Origin of the sequence: Nonomuraea typhae, assembly GCF_009760925.1 — a bacterium.
GTDB classification, from domain to species: domain Bacteria; phylum Actinomycetota; class Actinomycetes; order Streptosporangiales; family Streptosporangiaceae; genus Nonomuraea; species Nonomuraea typhae.
The window spans coordinates 1-16032 of record NZ_VRLV01000017.1 but is presented as its reverse complement, the minus strand read 5'-3'; the positions used below and the strand labels follow the sequence as shown (position 1 = coordinate 16032).

At 71.3% G+C, this 16032-nt stretch carries 11 protein-coding genes and 2 rRNA genes; 8 read left to right on the top strand and 5 right to left on the bottom strand.

Annotated elements, in window-relative coordinates; genetic code table 11:
- Nucleotides 1-48 precede the first annotated feature (48 nt).
- Nucleotides 49-3375: an FtsK/SpoIIIE domain-containing protein gene (locus tag FVE25_RS43525; RefSeq protein ID WP_157253392.1), complete on the top strand. Its 3327-nt coding sequence runs from the start codon at nucleotides 49-51 to the stop codon at nucleotides 3373-3375.
- Here the strand turns inward: FVE25_RS43525 and FVE25_RS43520 are convergent.
- Complete coding sequence (locus tag FVE25_RS43520) at nucleotides 3336-4241, bottom strand: DUF6531 domain-containing protein (RefSeq protein WP_157253391.1); 906 nt, start codon at nucleotides 4239-4241, stop codon at nucleotides 3336-3338. The two genes, FVE25_RS43525 and FVE25_RS43520, sit on opposite strands and share 40 nt — an antisense overlap.
- 238 nt (nucleotides 4242-4479) lie before the next feature.
- On the opposite strand from FVE25_RS43520, the gene FVE25_RS43515 reads away from it, so the two are divergent.
- Nucleotides 4480-5184 carry an alternative oxidase gene (locus FVE25_RS43515; protein ID WP_157253390.1) on the top strand — a complete coding sequence of 235 codons (705 nt, stop codon included), beginning with the start codon at nucleotides 4480-4482 and terminating at the stop codon, nucleotides 5182-5184.
- Here the strand turns inward: FVE25_RS43515 and FVE25_RS43510 are convergent.
- Nucleotides 5181-6641 carry an MFS transporter gene (locus FVE25_RS43510; RefSeq protein ID WP_157253389.1) on the bottom strand — a complete coding sequence of 487 codons (1461 nt, stop codon included), beginning with the start codon at nucleotides 6639-6641 and terminating at the stop codon, nucleotides 5181-5183. The two genes, FVE25_RS43515 and FVE25_RS43510, sit on opposite strands and share 4 nt — an antisense overlap.
- A 55-nt stretch (nucleotides 6642-6696) precedes the next feature.
- On the opposite strand from FVE25_RS43510, the gene FVE25_RS43505 reads away from it, so the two are divergent.
- From FVE25_RS43505 to FVE25_RS43485, 5 genes are all read left to right on the top strand, one after another.
- Nucleotides 6697-7398: a TetR/AcrR family transcriptional regulator C-terminal domain-containing protein gene (locus FVE25_RS43505; RefSeq protein ID WP_157253388.1), complete on the top strand. Its 702-nt coding sequence runs from the start codon at nucleotides 6697-6699 to the stop codon at nucleotides 7396-7398.
- A gap of 13 nt (nucleotides 7399-7411) precedes the next feature.
- The gene (locus FVE25_RS43500) at nucleotides 7412-9019 is read left to right on the top strand and encodes an AMP-binding protein (protein WP_157253387.1); all 1608 of its coding nucleotides are present in this window, start codon (nucleotides 7412-7414) and stop codon (nucleotides 9017-9019) included.
- A gap of 78 nt (nucleotides 9020-9097) precedes the next feature.
- Complete coding sequence (locus FVE25_RS43495; protein ID WP_157253386.1) at nucleotides 9098-10714, top strand: PucR family transcriptional regulator; 1617 nt, start codon at nucleotides 9098-9100, stop codon at nucleotides 10712-10714.
- Between the two features lie 24 nt (nucleotides 10715-10738).
- On the top strand, nucleotides 10739-11113 hold the full coding sequence (locus FVE25_RS43490) for a cupin domain-containing protein (protein ID WP_157253385.1): 375 nt from the start codon (nucleotides 10739-10741) through the stop codon (nucleotides 11111-11113).
- A gap of 430 nt (nucleotides 11114-11543) precedes the next feature.
- Nucleotides 11544-12569: a methyltransferase gene (locus FVE25_RS43485; protein WP_157253384.1), complete on the top strand. Its 1026-nt coding sequence runs from the start codon at nucleotides 11544-11546 to the stop codon at nucleotides 12567-12569.
- On the opposite strand, the gene trpS is transcribed toward FVE25_RS43485, so the two are convergent.
- A complete protein-coding gene (gene trpS, locus FVE25_RS43480; RefSeq protein WP_157253383.1) occupies nucleotides 12566-13528 on the bottom strand; it encodes a tryptophan--tRNA ligase in 963 nt (320 codons plus the stop codon). The genes FVE25_RS43485 and trpS overlap by 4 nt on opposite strands.
- 581 nt (nucleotides 13529-14109) lie before the next feature.
- Here trpS and FVE25_RS43475 point away from each other — a divergent pair.
- Nucleotides 14110-15585, top strand: coding sequence for a phosphodiester glycosidase family protein (locus FVE25_RS43475; protein WP_157253382.1), 1476 nt, complete (start codon nucleotides 14110-14112; stop codon nucleotides 15583-15585).
- 149 nt (nucleotides 15586-15734) lie between these two features.
- Here FVE25_RS43475 and rrf read toward each other — a convergent pair.
- A 5S ribosomal RNA gene (gene rrf / locus FVE25_RS43470) occupies nucleotides 15735-15851 on the bottom strand.
- Between the two features lie 72 nt (nucleotides 15852-15923).
- Nucleotides 15924-16032 (bottom strand): 23S ribosomal RNA (locus tag FVE25_RS43465); the annotation flags it as partial.

The window sequence follows — 16032 nt, the reverse complement described above, 5'->3', positions numbered from 1 at the left end:
AGGGGCGGATCACGAGGCACGCTGGAGTCCCCGCCGTGCGAGGGATCGATGATCATTCGACTGACCGTCCGTGACCCCGAGCTCGCCACCGAGCACGACCTCGAAGTCGTGGCCGAACCGGGCACGAAGCTGGCCTCGCTGCTGGGCGCGCTGCCGCCCCGTCCGTGCTACGCGGGGCGCGTGAAGCTCGACCCCGGCCAGTCCTTCGCCGAGAGCCCGCTGGTGCCCGGCATGGTGATCGGCGTCGGCGAGCCGGTTCCCGGCGGCCGGCCCGTCCCGCCCGCCGCGGGGGCACTGCGCGTGGTGGCCGGCCCCGACGTGGGGCGGGTGATCTGGCTGGCGCCGGGCGGCCACGTCGTCGGCCGGGATCGCGCGGCCGCGGTCCGCCTCGTGCGCGACGAGCGCATCTCCCGCATGCACGCCCGGCTGCACGTGGGGCTGACCGGCGAGCTGACCGTGACCGACCTCGGCTCCACCAACGGCACGCTCGTGGACGGCACGCCGGTGACCGGCGCCGCCCACCTGATCCCGCCCGCGCTCCTGGAGGTGGGCGACGACCTGCTGCGCTGGGCGCCGCTGCCGTCGGCCCGCCCGCGCACCGAGCGCGGCCCCGACGGCCTGATCGCCTTCGACCGCGTGCCGGGATCGCTGCCCGCAGCCCCCGACGAACTGGACCTGACCCTCGCCGCCCACTGCGCGGCCCCCGGGCTGTGGTCGCGCGACACCGCCGCGCCCGACGGGCTCAAGCTGCGCGTGGGCGCCGCCGGCGAGCCGGTGACCGTGAACCTGCGGGAGGTCGGCGTGCTGGGCGTGGTCGGGCCGCGCCTGCCCGCCGACGGGCTGGTGCGCTGGCTGCTGATCCAGCTCGCCACCCTGCGCCCGCCCGGCGACCTGCAGCTGGTGGTCATCTCCGCCGGCGGCGGCGAACACCTGACCTGGACCCGCTGGCTCCCCCACCTCACCGGGGACGCGGTGAGCTGCCTGGTGGGCAACACCGACCGCACCCGCGCCGACCGGGTCGAGGAACTCCACGCCCGCATGAAGTCCGGCGAGCGCGCCGGCGAGGTGGTCGTGCTCCTCGACGGCGCACGGACGCTGCGCGACCTGCCCGGCGTGCGGGAACTGCTGCGCAGGGGCCCCTCCGCCGGGATCTACACCATCTGCGCCGACCGCCGCGGCATGCACGAGTGCCGGGCCGCCTGCGAGCTGGACGGCACCGACCTGCTCCTCACCCGGCCCGGCGCCGACCTGCCCGAACCCGTCCGGCCCGAGCACCTCACCGCCGAGACGGCGGAGGAGATCGCCCGCGCGCTGGCCCCGATGCGCGACCGCGCCCGCCGCGCCGCGCCCGTGCGCCTGCTGGACCTGCTCACGCCCATGGAGCAATGGGGCCGGGGCCCGGTGACCTCGGTCGTGGTGGGCGCGGACGTCGCGGGCCCCGTGCACGCGGACGTCTCCGGCCCATCCCCTGTCGTGCGCGGCGCCGGGCCCGACGTGCCGCGCTCGCTGGTCCTGTCGCTGATGATGGCCAACCGGCCGGACGAGCTCGTGCTCGTGCTGGCCGGGGAGGTGTTCGCGCCGTTCGCCGCCTGCCCGCACGTCTCCGCCCTGCTGCCCGCCCTCGACGCGCCCGGCGCCGCCCGCCTGCTGGCCTCACTCAAGGCAGAGGTACGGCGGCGCGCCTCGCTTCCCGGTCAGCCGCATCTCGTCCTGGTCGCCGAGGAGTCGGAGGCCGCCCGCGAACTGGCCCGCGCCGCCGCCGGGCAGCCGGACATCCACGTGGTCAGGACGGCGTCCCTCGCCGCCGGGCCGCCCGGCGCCGGGGTGATCGAGCAGGACGGCGCGCCACCGCGTTTCTTCCGCACCGGCGGCCTGGACGAGCCGCCGCCCACATGCGACACCCCCGCCACGACCCGCCTGCTGACCTGGTCGGAGCTGGGCCTGCCCCGGCCCGCGGCGGCGCCCGCCCGCACCCAGCTGGAGCTGGCCGTCGAGCAGGTCATCCAGGCCGCCGCCGAGCTGGCCGTGGCGGCGCCGTACCGGCCCGTCCTGCCGCCGCTGCCGGGGCGGCTGGAAGGGGTGCGCCGGTCCGGGCGGGCCGTTCCGTACGGGCTGATGGACGATGCGGCGCACCAGGCGCAGCCGGCGCTCGCCTTCGACCCGCGCGGCACGGAGCGGCTGGTGGTGACCGGCGGGCCGGGCTCCGGCCGGACCACGTTCGCGCGGACGCTGATCAGCGGGCTGACCCGGCACTCCGTCTGGATCTACGCGATCGAGGACACGCCCGGCGATCTGGCCGCCTATGCGGCGCACTGCGGGGCCGTCGTCTCGCCCTCGGAACCCGACCGGGTCCGGCGGCTGGTCACCTGGCTGGCGACCGAGGCCGCGCGGCGCGCTACCGGTCGGCCGCCCGACCCAGTGATCGTCCTGGTGGTGGACGGCTGGGAGTCGCCCGGGATCGCGCCCGCGCTGCGCACATCCTTGCGGGAGCTGGCCGAGACCGGCCCGCCGCTCGGGATCCACCTGGTCGCCACCGGCGCGGGGCCGGGCGGTGCGCCGTTCACGCGCCAGCTGATGCTCGGCCACGAGGGCGCGGCGCCCGGAAGGGGCGTGGACGCGGGCAGCGCGCTGCCGATCCAGATCGCGCTGCCGCCCGAGCCGGGCCCGCCGCTGACGGCCGCCCGGCCGTTCCCGCCGATGCCCGCCGTCGTGGCGCCCGGCGAGCTCGGCCGCGTCACCGGCATCCCGATCGGCGTCGGCGGCCCGGACGTCACCACGATCGGGCTGGATCTGCTCGGCACCGGCCCGCGGACCGTCCTGGTCTCGGGCCCGCCGGGCTCCGGTCGCAGCAACGCCGCCCTGCTCTTCGCGCAGGCACTGGTGGAGCGCGGGGTGAACGTGCTGGCGCTGGCCCGGCCCGGTTCGCCGCTGGAGGGGCTGCCGGGCGCCCGGCTGCTGTCCGGCACCCGCTTCACCGACGACGACCTGCGCGCGGAGGCGAACGGCTGGGCGGAGTTCGCCGTGGTCGTGGACGACCTCGACCGGCTGGCCGTCACCGCCCACGCCGGCAGGCCCACGCTGCTGCAGGAGTCGGCGGCCGGATGCGGGACCCGGACGCTGATCCTGGCCGGCGACGCCACGCCGATCCTGGAGGGGCGGCGGCATCCCCTGGGCGAGGTGGTGACCTCGGTGTTCCGGTCGGGGGCGCGCATCGTGCTGGCCCCGACCGGGCTGGCGGCGGCGCTGGTGCACGGGCTCGTGCTGGAGCCGGACGAGTATCTCGGCGGGCCGCCGGGGCGCGGTTACCTGTCGGCGCCGGGGCGCACCACGCTGGTTCAGCTCGCGCGGGCGTCCAGGGCGTGGCGGTCGGCGTAGTCGATGCGCTCGACGAGCTGCGAGAGGCCGTCGTAGAGGTAGACGGTGTGGTCGCCGCGGGCATCCCTGACCGAGGTGCCGCGGCACTCGTACTCGAGCGTGAGATCCGTGTTCGGCCCCTGCGCCCGGACGCAGCGGCCGAACACGTCATAGGTGTAGAGGTGCACGCCGTCGGCGTCCTCCCACCTGGTCACCCGGCCCGCGGGGTCGTAGGCGTAGCGGCGCCCTCCCCCTGGCAGGGTGGTCTCGGTCAGGTTGCCGGCCTGGTCGTAGGCGTAGGCGGCCAGGGTGCGGCCGCCCTGCCGTACCGCGACGATCTTCCCGTCGGCGTTCTCGACCTTCACGCTCACGCCCGCCGACAGCACCTCGGCCAGGCTGCCGTCCGGGCCGCGGCGCAGCTCGGTACGGTGTCCCGCGGCGTCGGCCAGTTCGGTGAGCGCCAGCCGGTCGCCGGCACCGCGGAAGCGCGCGGTCAGGCCGGTAGCCGGGTCGGTGACGGCGTAGCCCCGCGCGATCCTGCGCAGCTCCGAGCCGGGGCCCGCGTAGGGACCCACCGGCGCGTAGCCGGGATGCGGATAGACGAGCACGCCCCCGTCGGCCGCGACCACGTGCACGCCTTCGGAGTGGACCTCCACCCTCTGGTCGAAGGTGGAGGCCCAGGCGGCCCCGAAGCCAGGCCCCCCGCGCGTGCCCGATCGGTGGACCCGCCGCAGGGCGAGGCCCGGCGGTCCGGGAAGGGCGAAGTCGGAGTGCGGCAGGACCACGGTCCCGGTCGCGTAGTGGATCGGGTCGGCGCCGACGGCCACCCGCTCCGATCCAGCCCCCGATGCGACCCGCTGACGGCCTGTGGAAACCCCGGCTCCCATGTGTCTCTCCCCGGCCCGGAATTCGGCTGTCCCGTTGTACGCATGCGGGCATGGGAACGGTTCAACGCCGGCGCGAAAATCTTCTCCCCCTAGGGGTCATCCCGTGCGCCGGGCGGCGTATCCGCAGGCCCGTCACTACTGCCGGGGAGGCACCGCGAGAGCCGTCCACGGGCCGACGACCGGGAGGGGGCCGGTCGGCCACGATCGGATCATCACCGAGAACACAAGGAGATCCGAAATGTCGACCACCACCACGCTTCCCCGCCCCGAGGTTCTGGCCGGCCCGCCGAAGCTCGACCCCGAGGCGCTGCTCCGCGCCCAGCAGGAGACGCTGGACACCCCGCGCATGAACTACAGCCTGCTGGCCAAGATGATGTTCAAGCCCGTGGACATCATGTACGGCAAGCAGGGCTCGTTCACGAAGTTCGCCATGCTGGAGATCATCGCCCGCGTGCCGTACCAGGCGTGGGAGCGCATGGGCTACTGGGCGGTTCATCGGCACCGCACCCGCTCGACGCTGGCCCGGCGGGTCTTCGACCGGATCGTGGAGGCCCGCGCCGATCAGGACAACGAGCAGTTCCACCTGCTGATCATGGAGGACCTGATCGACCGGCAGGGTCTCAAGCGCAACTGGCTGCTGCACCGGGCGGCGCCCTGGCTGATCGCGCTGTTCTACTACCACGTGTCGTGGGTGTTGTTCCTGGTCCGGCCGGACTGGAGCTACCGGCTCAACGCCGAGTTCGAGGATCACGCCGAGCACGAGTACATGACGTTCGTGGCGGAGAACCCGGATCTGGAGTTCGTCCCCGACCCGGGCACCTACGCCGCCGAGTACGGCCACTACCGTTCGGTGGCCGACCTGCTGCGGCAGATCGGCCACGACGAGCGGGTGCACAAACTCGACAGCGTGGTGAACATGCGCGAGCCGCGCGTGCGGGCCTAACCGGTGGCCTCCTTGACGCGCTCGTCCGCCTGGGCGGGTGCCGGCGCGCGCAGGACGACCAGCGCGAGCACGGCGGCCAGGAGGCAGAAGATCGCGCCGATCCAGGAGCCGACGTGCATCGCGGTGGTGAACGCCTCGCGCGCCGGAGCGTCCCAGCCGCCCAGCTTGAGCGCTTCGCCGATCGACGACCTGACCTGCGCGGGGGCCTCGGCCGGCATGGCCGAGGTGTACACCCCGGCCAGCACGCTGCCGAGCACCGCGATGCTGAAGGCCATGCCGATCTGCTGGACGGTGTCGTTCATGGCCGAGCCGACCCCGGCGTGCTCGACGGGGATGGCGCCCATGAGCGTGGCGTAGGCGGCGGGCGCGGCCAGGCCGCCGCCGACCCCCATGACCAGCAGGCCGGCGAGCATCGGACCGTAGCCGGTGGTGGTGGCGAGGATGACGAAGCCGGCCCCGAGGACGAGCATGCCGCCGGCGATGAGCGCGCGGTTGCTGACCCGCTGGCCGAGCCCCGCCCCGACCCCGTTGAAGATCGTCGCGGCGATCACGTACGGCAGGAGCGCCAGGCCCGCCTGCATGGCCCCGTACCCGAGGACGAACTGCAGGTACTGGGTGAGCATGAGCATCAGCGCCCCGGCGCCGAAGGACATCAGCAGGACCGAGAAGGACGCGCCGCTGAAGTTGCGGTTCCTGAACAGCTCCAGCGGCATCATCGGGTGGTCGGAGCGGCGTTCCCAGACCAGGAAGGCGCCCAGCGCGAGGACGGCCAGGCCGATCGCGACCAGGTTCCACTCCCGCTCGATGATGACGAAGACGACCGAGGTCAGGCCGACGACGGACAGGATCACCCCGACCGGGTCGATCTTGCGGGCGGGCGCCTTGGACTCGGGCATGAGCACCAGGGCCGCGACGACGGCCAGCAGCGCGATCGGCACGTTGATGAGGAAGACCGAGGCCCAGCCCCAGTTCTCCAGCAGGAGGCCGCCCAGTGTGGGCCCGGCGACCACACCGATCATGGAGACGGCGCCCCAGGCGGCCATGGCCTTGCGGCGTTCGTCCTCGTCGAAGACGGTGATGAGGATGGACAGGGTCGAGGGCATGAGCACGGATCCGCCGACGCCCATGAGCGTGCGCATGGCGATCAGGTGCCACGGCTCGCTGACCAGGACGGCCAGGGCGGAGGCGCCGCCGAAGAGCAGCAGGCCGATGATCAGCATCTTCCTGCGCCCGAACCGGTCGGACAGGCTGCCGGCGGTGAGCAGGAGCCCGGCGAAGACCAGCACGTAGGCGTCGAGGATCCACTGGATCTCGGAGGGCGTGGCGCCCAGGTCGCGCACGAGGGTCGGGATCGCCAGGTTGAGCACGGTCCCGTCCACGGCCAGCACGAGGGTGGCGAGGCAGAGTACGGCGAGCGTCCACCAGCGGCGGGGGTCTCGCACAGCGTTCGAGTTCACCAGAACACTGTACGACACTTCTCGCACAGTGTGCGAGTTGATTTATCCTGGGAGCGTGAGCAAGGGATTCTCCTCTGTCTGGACCCGCGAGGGACGGTCGGCCAAGTCCACGCCCGGCCTCAGCCGCGAGCAGATCGTCCGCGCCGCGCTGGAGCTCCTCGACGCCGAAGGCACCGACGGCCTCAGCATGCGCAAACTCGGCGCGAAGCTCGGCGCGGGGGCGACCAGCATCTACTGGTACGTCGCCAACAAGGACGAGCTGCTGGAGCTCGCCTACGACGAGATCTGGGGCGAGATGGTGATCGCCGACGCCGAGGAGGTGAGCTGGCGCTACTCGGCCGCCTCCTTCGGCAAGAGCATGCGTCAGACCATCCTCCGCCACCCGTGGGCCTCACAGCTCATCGGCCGCATACCCGCCATCGGGCCCAACGCGCTGCGCGCCACCGACCGGCTGCGCCACGCCGTCACCGTGGCCGGATTCGAGGGCCTGGAGATCGACTACGCGATCAGCACGCTCACCGCCTACATCTTCGGCATGACGATCCCGGAGACCGCCTTCAACGAATACCTCACCAAGGAGGAGCCGGACCAAGAGGCCATGCGGGCGGCCGTGGTCAAGGCCGTGGCCGACTATCCGGAGATGGCCAAGCGCATCACGACGGTCTACGACGCCGACCCCGTCGAGATCCGGGAGATGAGCTTCGACTTCGGCCTGTACACAGTGCTCGACGGTCTTGAGGCGCGCCTGGTCACGTAGCAGGATTCCGGGCATGAGCGAATTCCGCGCCGCGCGTGACCTCCTGCTGCAGTCCGACTACGACACCGCCCGCCGCGACTTCCGCTGGCCCGAGCTCGATGAGTTCAACTGGGCGCTGGACTGGTTCGACGGCGTGCTGGCGGCCGAGACCCCGGACGCCGTCGCCCTCAAGATCGTCGGCAGGGTCACGTACACCTTCGCGGAGCTCTCAGAACGCTCCAACCGGCTGGCCACCTGGCTGCGCTCGACCGGGGTACGGCGGGGCGACCGCATCCTGCTCATGCTGGGCAACCAGCCCGAGCTCTGGGAGACGATGCTGGCCGCGATCAAGCTGGGCGCGGTCGTCATCCCGGCCACGACCCTGCTGACCGCCAAGGACCTCGACGAGCGCATCACCCGTGGCGGGGTCGCGCATGTCATCGCCAACGCCGCCGACGCCGACAAGTTCTCCGGCGGGCCGTACTCCAGGATCTCGGTCGGACCGGCCGAGGGCTGGCAGACGCTCACGTACGGCGAGGCCGGCTTCACCCCCGACGCGCCCACGCGGGCGGGCGACACGATGCTGCTCTACTTCACCTCGGGCACCACCTCCCAGCCCAAGCTGGTCGAGCACACACACGCCTCCTACCCGGCCGGGCACCTGTCGACGATGTTCTGGATCGGGCTGCGCCCCGGCGACGTGCACCTGAACATCTCCTCCCCGGGCTGGGCCAAGCACGCCTGGAGCAACGTCTTCGCGCCGTGGAACGCGGGTGCGACCGTGCTGGTCCACGACTACCAGCGCTTCTCCGCGCAGGCGCTGCTGGAGGTGCTGCGCGACGAGCGGGTGACGACGTTCTGCGCGCCGCCGACCGTGTGGCGCATGCTCATCCAGGAGGACCTGTCCGCGTGGCAGCTTCCGCTGCGTACGGCGGTGGCCGCCGGTGAGCCGCTCAACCCGGAGATCATCGACCAGGTCGCCAAGGCGTGGGGCTTGACGATCCGCGACGGATACGGGCAGACCGAAACCACCGCGCAGATCGGCAACACTCCGGAGGCGCCGGTCAAGCCGGGCTCGATGGGCCGGCCGCTGCCCGGGTACGACGTGGTGCTCGTGGACCCGATCACCGGCGAGCCGGGGGACGACGGGGAGATCTGCCTGCCGCTGGACGAGCGCCGCCCCTTGGGCCTCATGTCTCGATATGTCGGCAAGGAGTCGGGCATGTCGGATGGCTACTACCACACCGGCGACGTGGCCACCCGGGACGCCGACGGGTACATCACCTATGTCGGGCGTACCGACGACGTGTTCAAGGCGTCGGACTACCGGATCTCGCCGTTCGAGCTGGAAAGCGTCCTGCTGGAGCACGAGGCCGTCGCCGAGGCCGCGGTCGTGCCCGCCCCGGATCCGGTACGGCTGGCCGTACCCAAGGCATATGTGAGCCTCGCCCCCGGGTTCGAGCCGACGGAGGAGACCGCGCGCTCGATCTTCGAGCACTCGCGGCGGGAGCTGGCGCCCTACAAGCGGATCCGGCGGCTGGAGTTCGGCGAGCTGCCGAAGACGATCTCCGGCAAGATCCGGCGGGTCGAGCTGCGTGAACAGCAGGCGGCGAACGAGTTCATCGAAGAGAGTTTCCGCTAGAAAACCGACATAGTGGAGATAACATAATGTAAAGGGCTAGGTGGCCATAATTACAAGATGATTGGATAGGCTCTGCCCGTGCTGCCCACTATCGCCGATGTCCTGGCTCTGGAGACCGTGCGCCGGGGGAACCCGCGCGTGGTCGCCGGAGCCGATCGGCTCGACACCAAGGTGCGGTGGGTGCACGTCGGCGAGATCGCGGACATCGCGCACCTCCTGCGCGGCGGCGAACTCGTCCTCACCACCGGCGTCGCCCTGCCCGACGACCCCGAGAAGCTGGCCGACTACATCGCCGACCTGGCCCAGGTCGGCGCGTCGGGACTGATCGTGGAGCTCGGCCGCCGCTTCGTGCGCGAACTGCCCCGCGCGGTGGTCAAATCCGCCGAGGAACATGGGCTGCCGGTGATCGTGCTGGCCCGCGAGACCCCGTTCGTGCAGATCACCGAATCGGTGCACGCCCGCATCATCGACATCCAGCTCGAAGAGCTGCGCGCCTCCGAGCAACTACACGAGGTGTTCACCGAGCTGTCCGTCGAGGGCGCCTCACCGGCCGACGTCCTCGCCCAGGTCGCCCGGCTGTCCAACCGTCCCGTGCTGCTGGAGAACCTCGCCCACCAGGTGCTCGCCTGCGAGTCGGCCGGACGCGACATCGGCGCGCTGCTGGCCGGCTGGGAGACCAGGTCACGCGGCGTGGCCCCGGCCGAGCGCACCGCCTACGACCCCGCCTCCGGCTGGCTCGTCACCACCGTCGGCGCCCGCGGCCAGGACTGGGGCCGGCTCATCCTGCTCTGCGACGTGCCGCCGAGCCCGCGGGACATGGTCCTGGCCGAACGCGCCGCCACCACCCTCGCCCTGGGCCGCCTGCTCGAACGCCACCAGGAGTCGCTGGAACGCCAGGCGCACGGCACGATCATCACCGGCATCCTCACCCACGCCTACGCCGACCCCGACGAGGCCGCCGCCCGCGCCCGCGCCGTCGGCGTGCCGCTGACCGGCCGCAAACTCATCTGCGTCGTCATCAGGCCCACCGACCCGATCGAGCAGGCACTCGACGGCCAGGCCCTGCTCGGCGAACTGGCCGAGGCCACCGCCGCCGCCTGCCGCGACGCCCGCCTGCCCGCCCTCGTCGGCGCGCTCGACCAGGACCGCGTCGGCGTCCTGCTGCCCCTGCCCCCGCGCACCCACGCCGAACCCGCCCTGACCACGCTGGCCGACCGGCTGCGCATGCTGTGGAAGTCCGGCAGCGCGTTCGTGCTGGCCGCCGGGTCGATGGTCGAGTCGATCCGCGACGTGCGGCGCAGCTTCCTGGAGGCCGAGCAGGTCGCCGACGTGGCCGTGCGCCGCCCCGACGGCCGCGCCTACTACCGCCTGCCCGACCTGCGCCTGCGCGGCCTCCTCCACCTGCTGCGCGACGACGCCAGAATGCAGACCTTCGCCGAACGCGAACTCGGCGCGCTCCTCGCCCACGACGCCCAGCGCGGCGGCGACCTCACCCGCATCCTGCGCATCTACCTCGACGCCGGCCGCAACAAGGCGGTCGCCGCCCAGAAGGCCCACCTGTCCAGGCCCGCCTTCTACGACCGGCTACGCCGCCTGGAACGCATCCTCGACACCGACCTCGACGATGTCGAGTCCTGCCTGTCACTGCACGTGGCGTTGCTGGCGCTCGAGTCGTTCCGTCGCGAGAATCGCTGAAGCACCAACGGACCAAGGACGTTCATGCCTGACCTCTTCGTGCCCGAACCCGCCGCCCTGGCCCCGATGCTCGCCACCGCGGGCGCGTTCGCCGTCCCCGTCCACGAGGTACGACTGACGCCCGACGAACTCGACCCCGCCCAGATCGTCGCCGGCGATCCGGCGACCTCCTCCATGGACCTCGGCAACGGCCGCGGCATCTGGGAGATCACCCCGGGGGTGGTCACCGACATCGAGGCCGACGAGCTCTTCGTCGTGCTGTCCGGCCGGGCCACGATCGCCGTCGAGGGCGGCACGACCATCGAGGTGGGGCCGGGCGACGTGGCCTTGCTGGCCGAGGGGGCCAAGACGACGTGGATCGTCCACGAAACCCTCCGCAAGGTATACCAATCCCGCTGACCCACCCATCACCACCCGCCACCCCTCCCCCGGCCACCCGCCCGCTTCCATCCTGACCACCCATGTCCCAGCCAAGCATTCCCCCGGGCCACCTCCTATTCCAGCCGCCCACCCGGTCACGCGTTCCCGTCACCTCCCCCTCCGGCCACCCACCTACCGGCCACCTGTTCCCCGGCTAACGCCTTTCCCGGTCCCCCTCCGGCCACCTGCCCTCCCGGCCAGCTGTTGCCCGGCTAACGCCTTTCCCGGTCCCCCTCCGGCCACCTGCCCTCCCGGCCGCGCGTTCCCCGGGTCACGGGTTTCCCGGTCACCCCCTCCCCGGCCGGTTCCTTCCCCCGGCCACTTCCTTCCCGGTCACCTGCTTGTCCGGTCTCCTTGGCCGGGGGGGCGAGGTGTACTGGGCCGACCCCCTCCGCCTACCGTTCGATATGTGCCGCTATTTCCCAATCCGTTGGAGGCCGCGGCCTTCCGGCTCTCGGTTGTGCCGCCCATGCTCGCCGACTACTTCGGTGTGCTCGGCTTCCACGCCCTGATCGCCGGCGCCCGCCTCGGGATCTTCGATGCGCTCGCCGCCCGCCCCCAGACCGCCGCGCACCTGTCCACCACCCTCGGCCTCGACCCCCGCGGCACCGCCGCCCTCATGCGCGCTCTGGCCGGTCTCGGATACGTGCGCGAACGCCGCGGACGCTACCGGCTGACCCGCCCCTCGCGTGCCTGGCTGGTCACCGGCGCCCCCGCCTGCCTGACCGAGGGGCTGGAATTCTGGGCGCGCAACGCCGCCACCTACTGGACCGACCTCGCGACCACCGTCCGCGACGGCAAACCGGCCGTCCCCTTCTACGCCGCCACCGAAGCCGACCCCGAGCTGTCCCGGTCCTTCCAGGCATGGACCGCCGCCCTGGCCCGCCACCAGGCTCCGGCGGCGGCCGCCGCGATTCCGGTCCCCCGAGGGGCCGAGCAGGTGCTCGACCTCGGTGGTGGCCACGCCGTCCACAGCCGGACCCTGCTGACCCGCCACCCCGGCCTGTCCGCGACCGTCCTCGACCTGCCCCAGGCCCTCGCCTCGGCCGAGGCCCACCCGCGCATCACCCTGCGGGCGGGCTCCTTCCTCGATGACGACCTCGGCACCGGCTACGACGTGGTCCTGATGTTCAACATCCTCCACGGCCTCACCGACGCCGAGGCCGCCCTGCTGCTGGCCCGCGTGTCCGCCGCCCTGCGCCCGGGCGGCGTCGTGGTCATCGGCGACCAGTTCCGCGGCCCCGCCCCGGGCCGGGCCAGCCGTACCCTGATGGACCTCCTCGACCTCAACTATCTGATCGCGCTCAGCGGGCGCATTCGCACGTTCTCCGAGGTGAAGAAGCTCCTGGTGACCGCCGGTTTCTCCCGCCCACGGCACCGCCGCCCCCTTCGCTCCCCCGCCACCGAACTGGCCATCGCCACCAAACGGGTCTAGAACCCCATCGCCCGCCGTACCTCGTCAAGGGTCTGCACCGCCCGCTCCCGCGCCCGAGCGTTCCCCGCGCGCAACACCGCGCGGGCGTCCGCCTCGTCCAGCTCCGCCCGGCGCGCCCTGATCGGCCGGAGAAAGTCGTTGACCGCGTCCGTGGTCACCGCCTTCAGCCGCGCCGCCCCGCCGTCCCCGATCTTCTCGGCGATCTCGTACGGCGGGCGGCCCAGGCAGAGCCCGGCCAGCGCGAGCAGGCCCGCCACCCCGGGCCGCGCCTCCTCGTCGAACGTGATGCGGCGATCGGCGTCGGTCACGGCACGGCGGATGAGCGCGGCCGTCTCGTCCTCGGCGGCCTTCAGGGGGATGGAGTTGCCCCGGCTCTTGCTCATCTTCCCGCCGTCCAGCCCTCTCAGCTGCGGCTGGGCGCCCATCATCGCCTCCGGCACCGGGAAGACCCGGCCATACCGTTCGTTGAACCGCCGGGCCACCAGCCGGGTCACCTCGACGTGGGGCAACTGGTCCTTGCCGACCGGCACCAGCGTGCCCTTGCAGAACAGGATGTCGGCCGCCTGGTGCACCGGATACGTGAGCATCAGCCCGCTCACCGCGCTTTGCGAACTGTGCAGGATCTCGTCCTTGACGGTTGGATTGCGCTGCAGCTCGGCCATCGACACCAGGCTCAGGAACGGCAGCAGCAACTGGTTGAGCTCAGGAATAGAACTGTGCTGGAAGATCGTCACCTTGGCCGGGTCCAGCCCGATCGCCAGGTAGTCGAGGAGCAGCTCGGTGATGTTGCGCTGGATCTCCCCGGGCAGATCGCGATCGGTGATCACCTGGTAGTCGGCGACCAGCACGTACATCGGATGCACGTGCTGCAACTCCACGCGGTTGGCGAGCGAGCCGAAGTAGTGGCCGAGATGGAGCGGGCCGGTCGGCCGGTCGCCGGTGAGCACGACGTGGTTCATTCTGGGTCCTTCCCGAACGTCCCCAGACACCACGAAAGGCCGTCCGAGGACGGCCTCTCTCGCATGCGGATATCAGCGGCCGTCTGTCGGCCGCCACCACATGCTGATCCGTGTCATGGACTCATTGTAAGGCGCAAGCCGTACAGGACCCAGATTCCGTACGGCTTGCGCCGGCTCATGGCTACCTACGGTGATCGTGCGACATATCAGCATGAATCGTGTCATCTGCGCAGACGTACAGATCCCACCGACGCGGTCGTGCCACGAACGCCCCGAGGATGAATCCCAGGACGACGCTAGCGATGATCACAAGGAGGATGCTCAGCCCCATAACGGCTGCCTCTCGGGGAAAGTTCGTGCCGCTCGAAATGCGGCCTACCGAAAGGTAACGCTGGTAGGCGGTGTGCCGCAGCCGAATCCGCTGCACTCCCCCATTTTGACCATTCCGTCATCCGGAGACCTGGTGTCTTTTGCGGGTTTCCGGGTGTCAATCTCGTAACCACGGGCGTGTTCCACCCACGCCGTCAGGTCAGGGTCGCCAAGATAGTCCGGATTGTTATCAGCACCCTGGAGAACTCTTGATGTCTCGACGTGCCCTCGTCGCCGGCTTGTCCCTCGCCACGGCGATCACGGCCACCACCATGCCCGTCGCCGCCAGAGAGCTGACGACGACGTTTCCCTCGACGAAGTTCCCGCTGGGAACGCCTGCCGTACCGACGAAGACGCAGAAAGCCGTCGGCCAAGGCATTGACCTCTACAACGTCCGGGCGGGCAGCGCCACTCAGGGCTATTCCGTGACCGTCCTGATGCCCAGCGGACGCGACTACGGCAAGCGGGAAACCGCCGACGCCAAAGCCGCCGAAGTGGAAGCCGCCGGACAGACGCCCAGCGTCCAGCAGATGACCCGGCCCGGCGTCGCCGACTCCCCCGCCCAGGAGATCTTCATGGTCCGGGTCGGCCTGTGGTCGCTGCAGGACAAGAAGAAGGCCGAAGAAACCGTCAAGGCCCTCAAGGACGCCGGCATCAAGGCCAAAGTGGACTACCTCGGCGACGACGGCGTCGAGACCACCGGCCCGTGGAACATGAACGTCCTCATGATCGACGCCAAGAAGTTCGCCGGCTCCTACGGCGCCAGCCTCGGCGCCAGCGTCGCCAAGCGGGAGACCACCTCCGCCATGGCCAAGGCCGCCGGCGCCCTGGCCGCGATCAACGGCGGCTTCTTCAACATCCACGCCCCCCAGGCCCTGCGCGGCGACCCGCTCGGCGCCTCCGTCGTCGCCGGCAAGCTGCTCAGCGAACCCGTCGCCGGCCGCGCCGCGATCGTCCTCAGAGGCCGCAAGGCGACGATCACCGAGCTCAAGTCCACCATCACCGCCCGCTCCCAGGACGGCCAGCGCCTGCCGGTCAACGGCGTCAACCGCCCCGCCGCGGTCGACGAGTTGGTCCTGTACACCGAGGAATGGGGCGCCAAGACCCCCGCCGTCGAGGGAGCCGACGCCGTCCTCGACGCCAACGGCAAGGTCGTCGCCCTGCGCACCCCCGGCGCCGCCATTCCCGCCGGACACCGGGTCCTGCACGGCACCGGCATCGCCGCCACCTGGCTGCAGGAGCACGCCCTGGAGGCCGGGACCGTCCAGGTGGACACCAAACTGATCGACGTACGCTCCGGCCGCCGGATCGCCCTCACCCCCGACCTCAACGTCGTGGCCGGCGGCGTCGGGCTCGTCCGGAACGGGCGCGTGAAGGTCATGGCCAAGCGGGACGGGCACGACTCCGTCAACATGATCCTCCGCCGGCACCCGCGGACCCTCGTCGGAACCACCCGCAACGGCTCCCTCATCCTCGCCACCGTGGACGGGCGCAAGCCCGGGGAGACCATCGGAGCCAACATGGTCGAGGCGGCGGAGCTGATGCGCTGGCTCGGGGCCGTTCAGGCGATCAACCTGGATGGCGGCGGGTCCACGGCGATGGTGGTGGGGAACAAGGTGGTCAACAAGCCGTCGGACGGCAATGAGCGGGCTGTGGGGGACGCCTTGCTGGTGCTGCCCAAGAAGTAGGCCGGCCTTTGGTGAAGGGGGCGTTCGGTTCGAGGGACGCCCCCTTCACCATGAACGCAAAAAGGGGCCGTCCCGGCACGGGACAGCCCCTCACGTGTAACGCAGAAAGGGCCACCCCGTGCCGGGATGGCCCTTTCTGATCAATATTTGTGCGGCGGCGACCTACTCTCCCACACCCTCCCGAGTGCAGTACCATCGGCGCAGAGAAGCTTAACTTCCGGGTTCGGAATGTAACCGGGTGTTTCCTTCCCGCCATAACCACCGCAACATCTTGAGACCGTTTGTTGTCTCAGAATTGCGTAGTGGACGCGAGCAACGACCTTGAAAAAGTCTGCTTTGTGGTCAAGTCCTCGGCCTATTAGTACCGGTCAGCTCCACACGTTACCGCGCTTCCACCTCCGGCCTATCAACCCGGTCGTCTACCGGGAGCCTTACCCCCCTCACAGG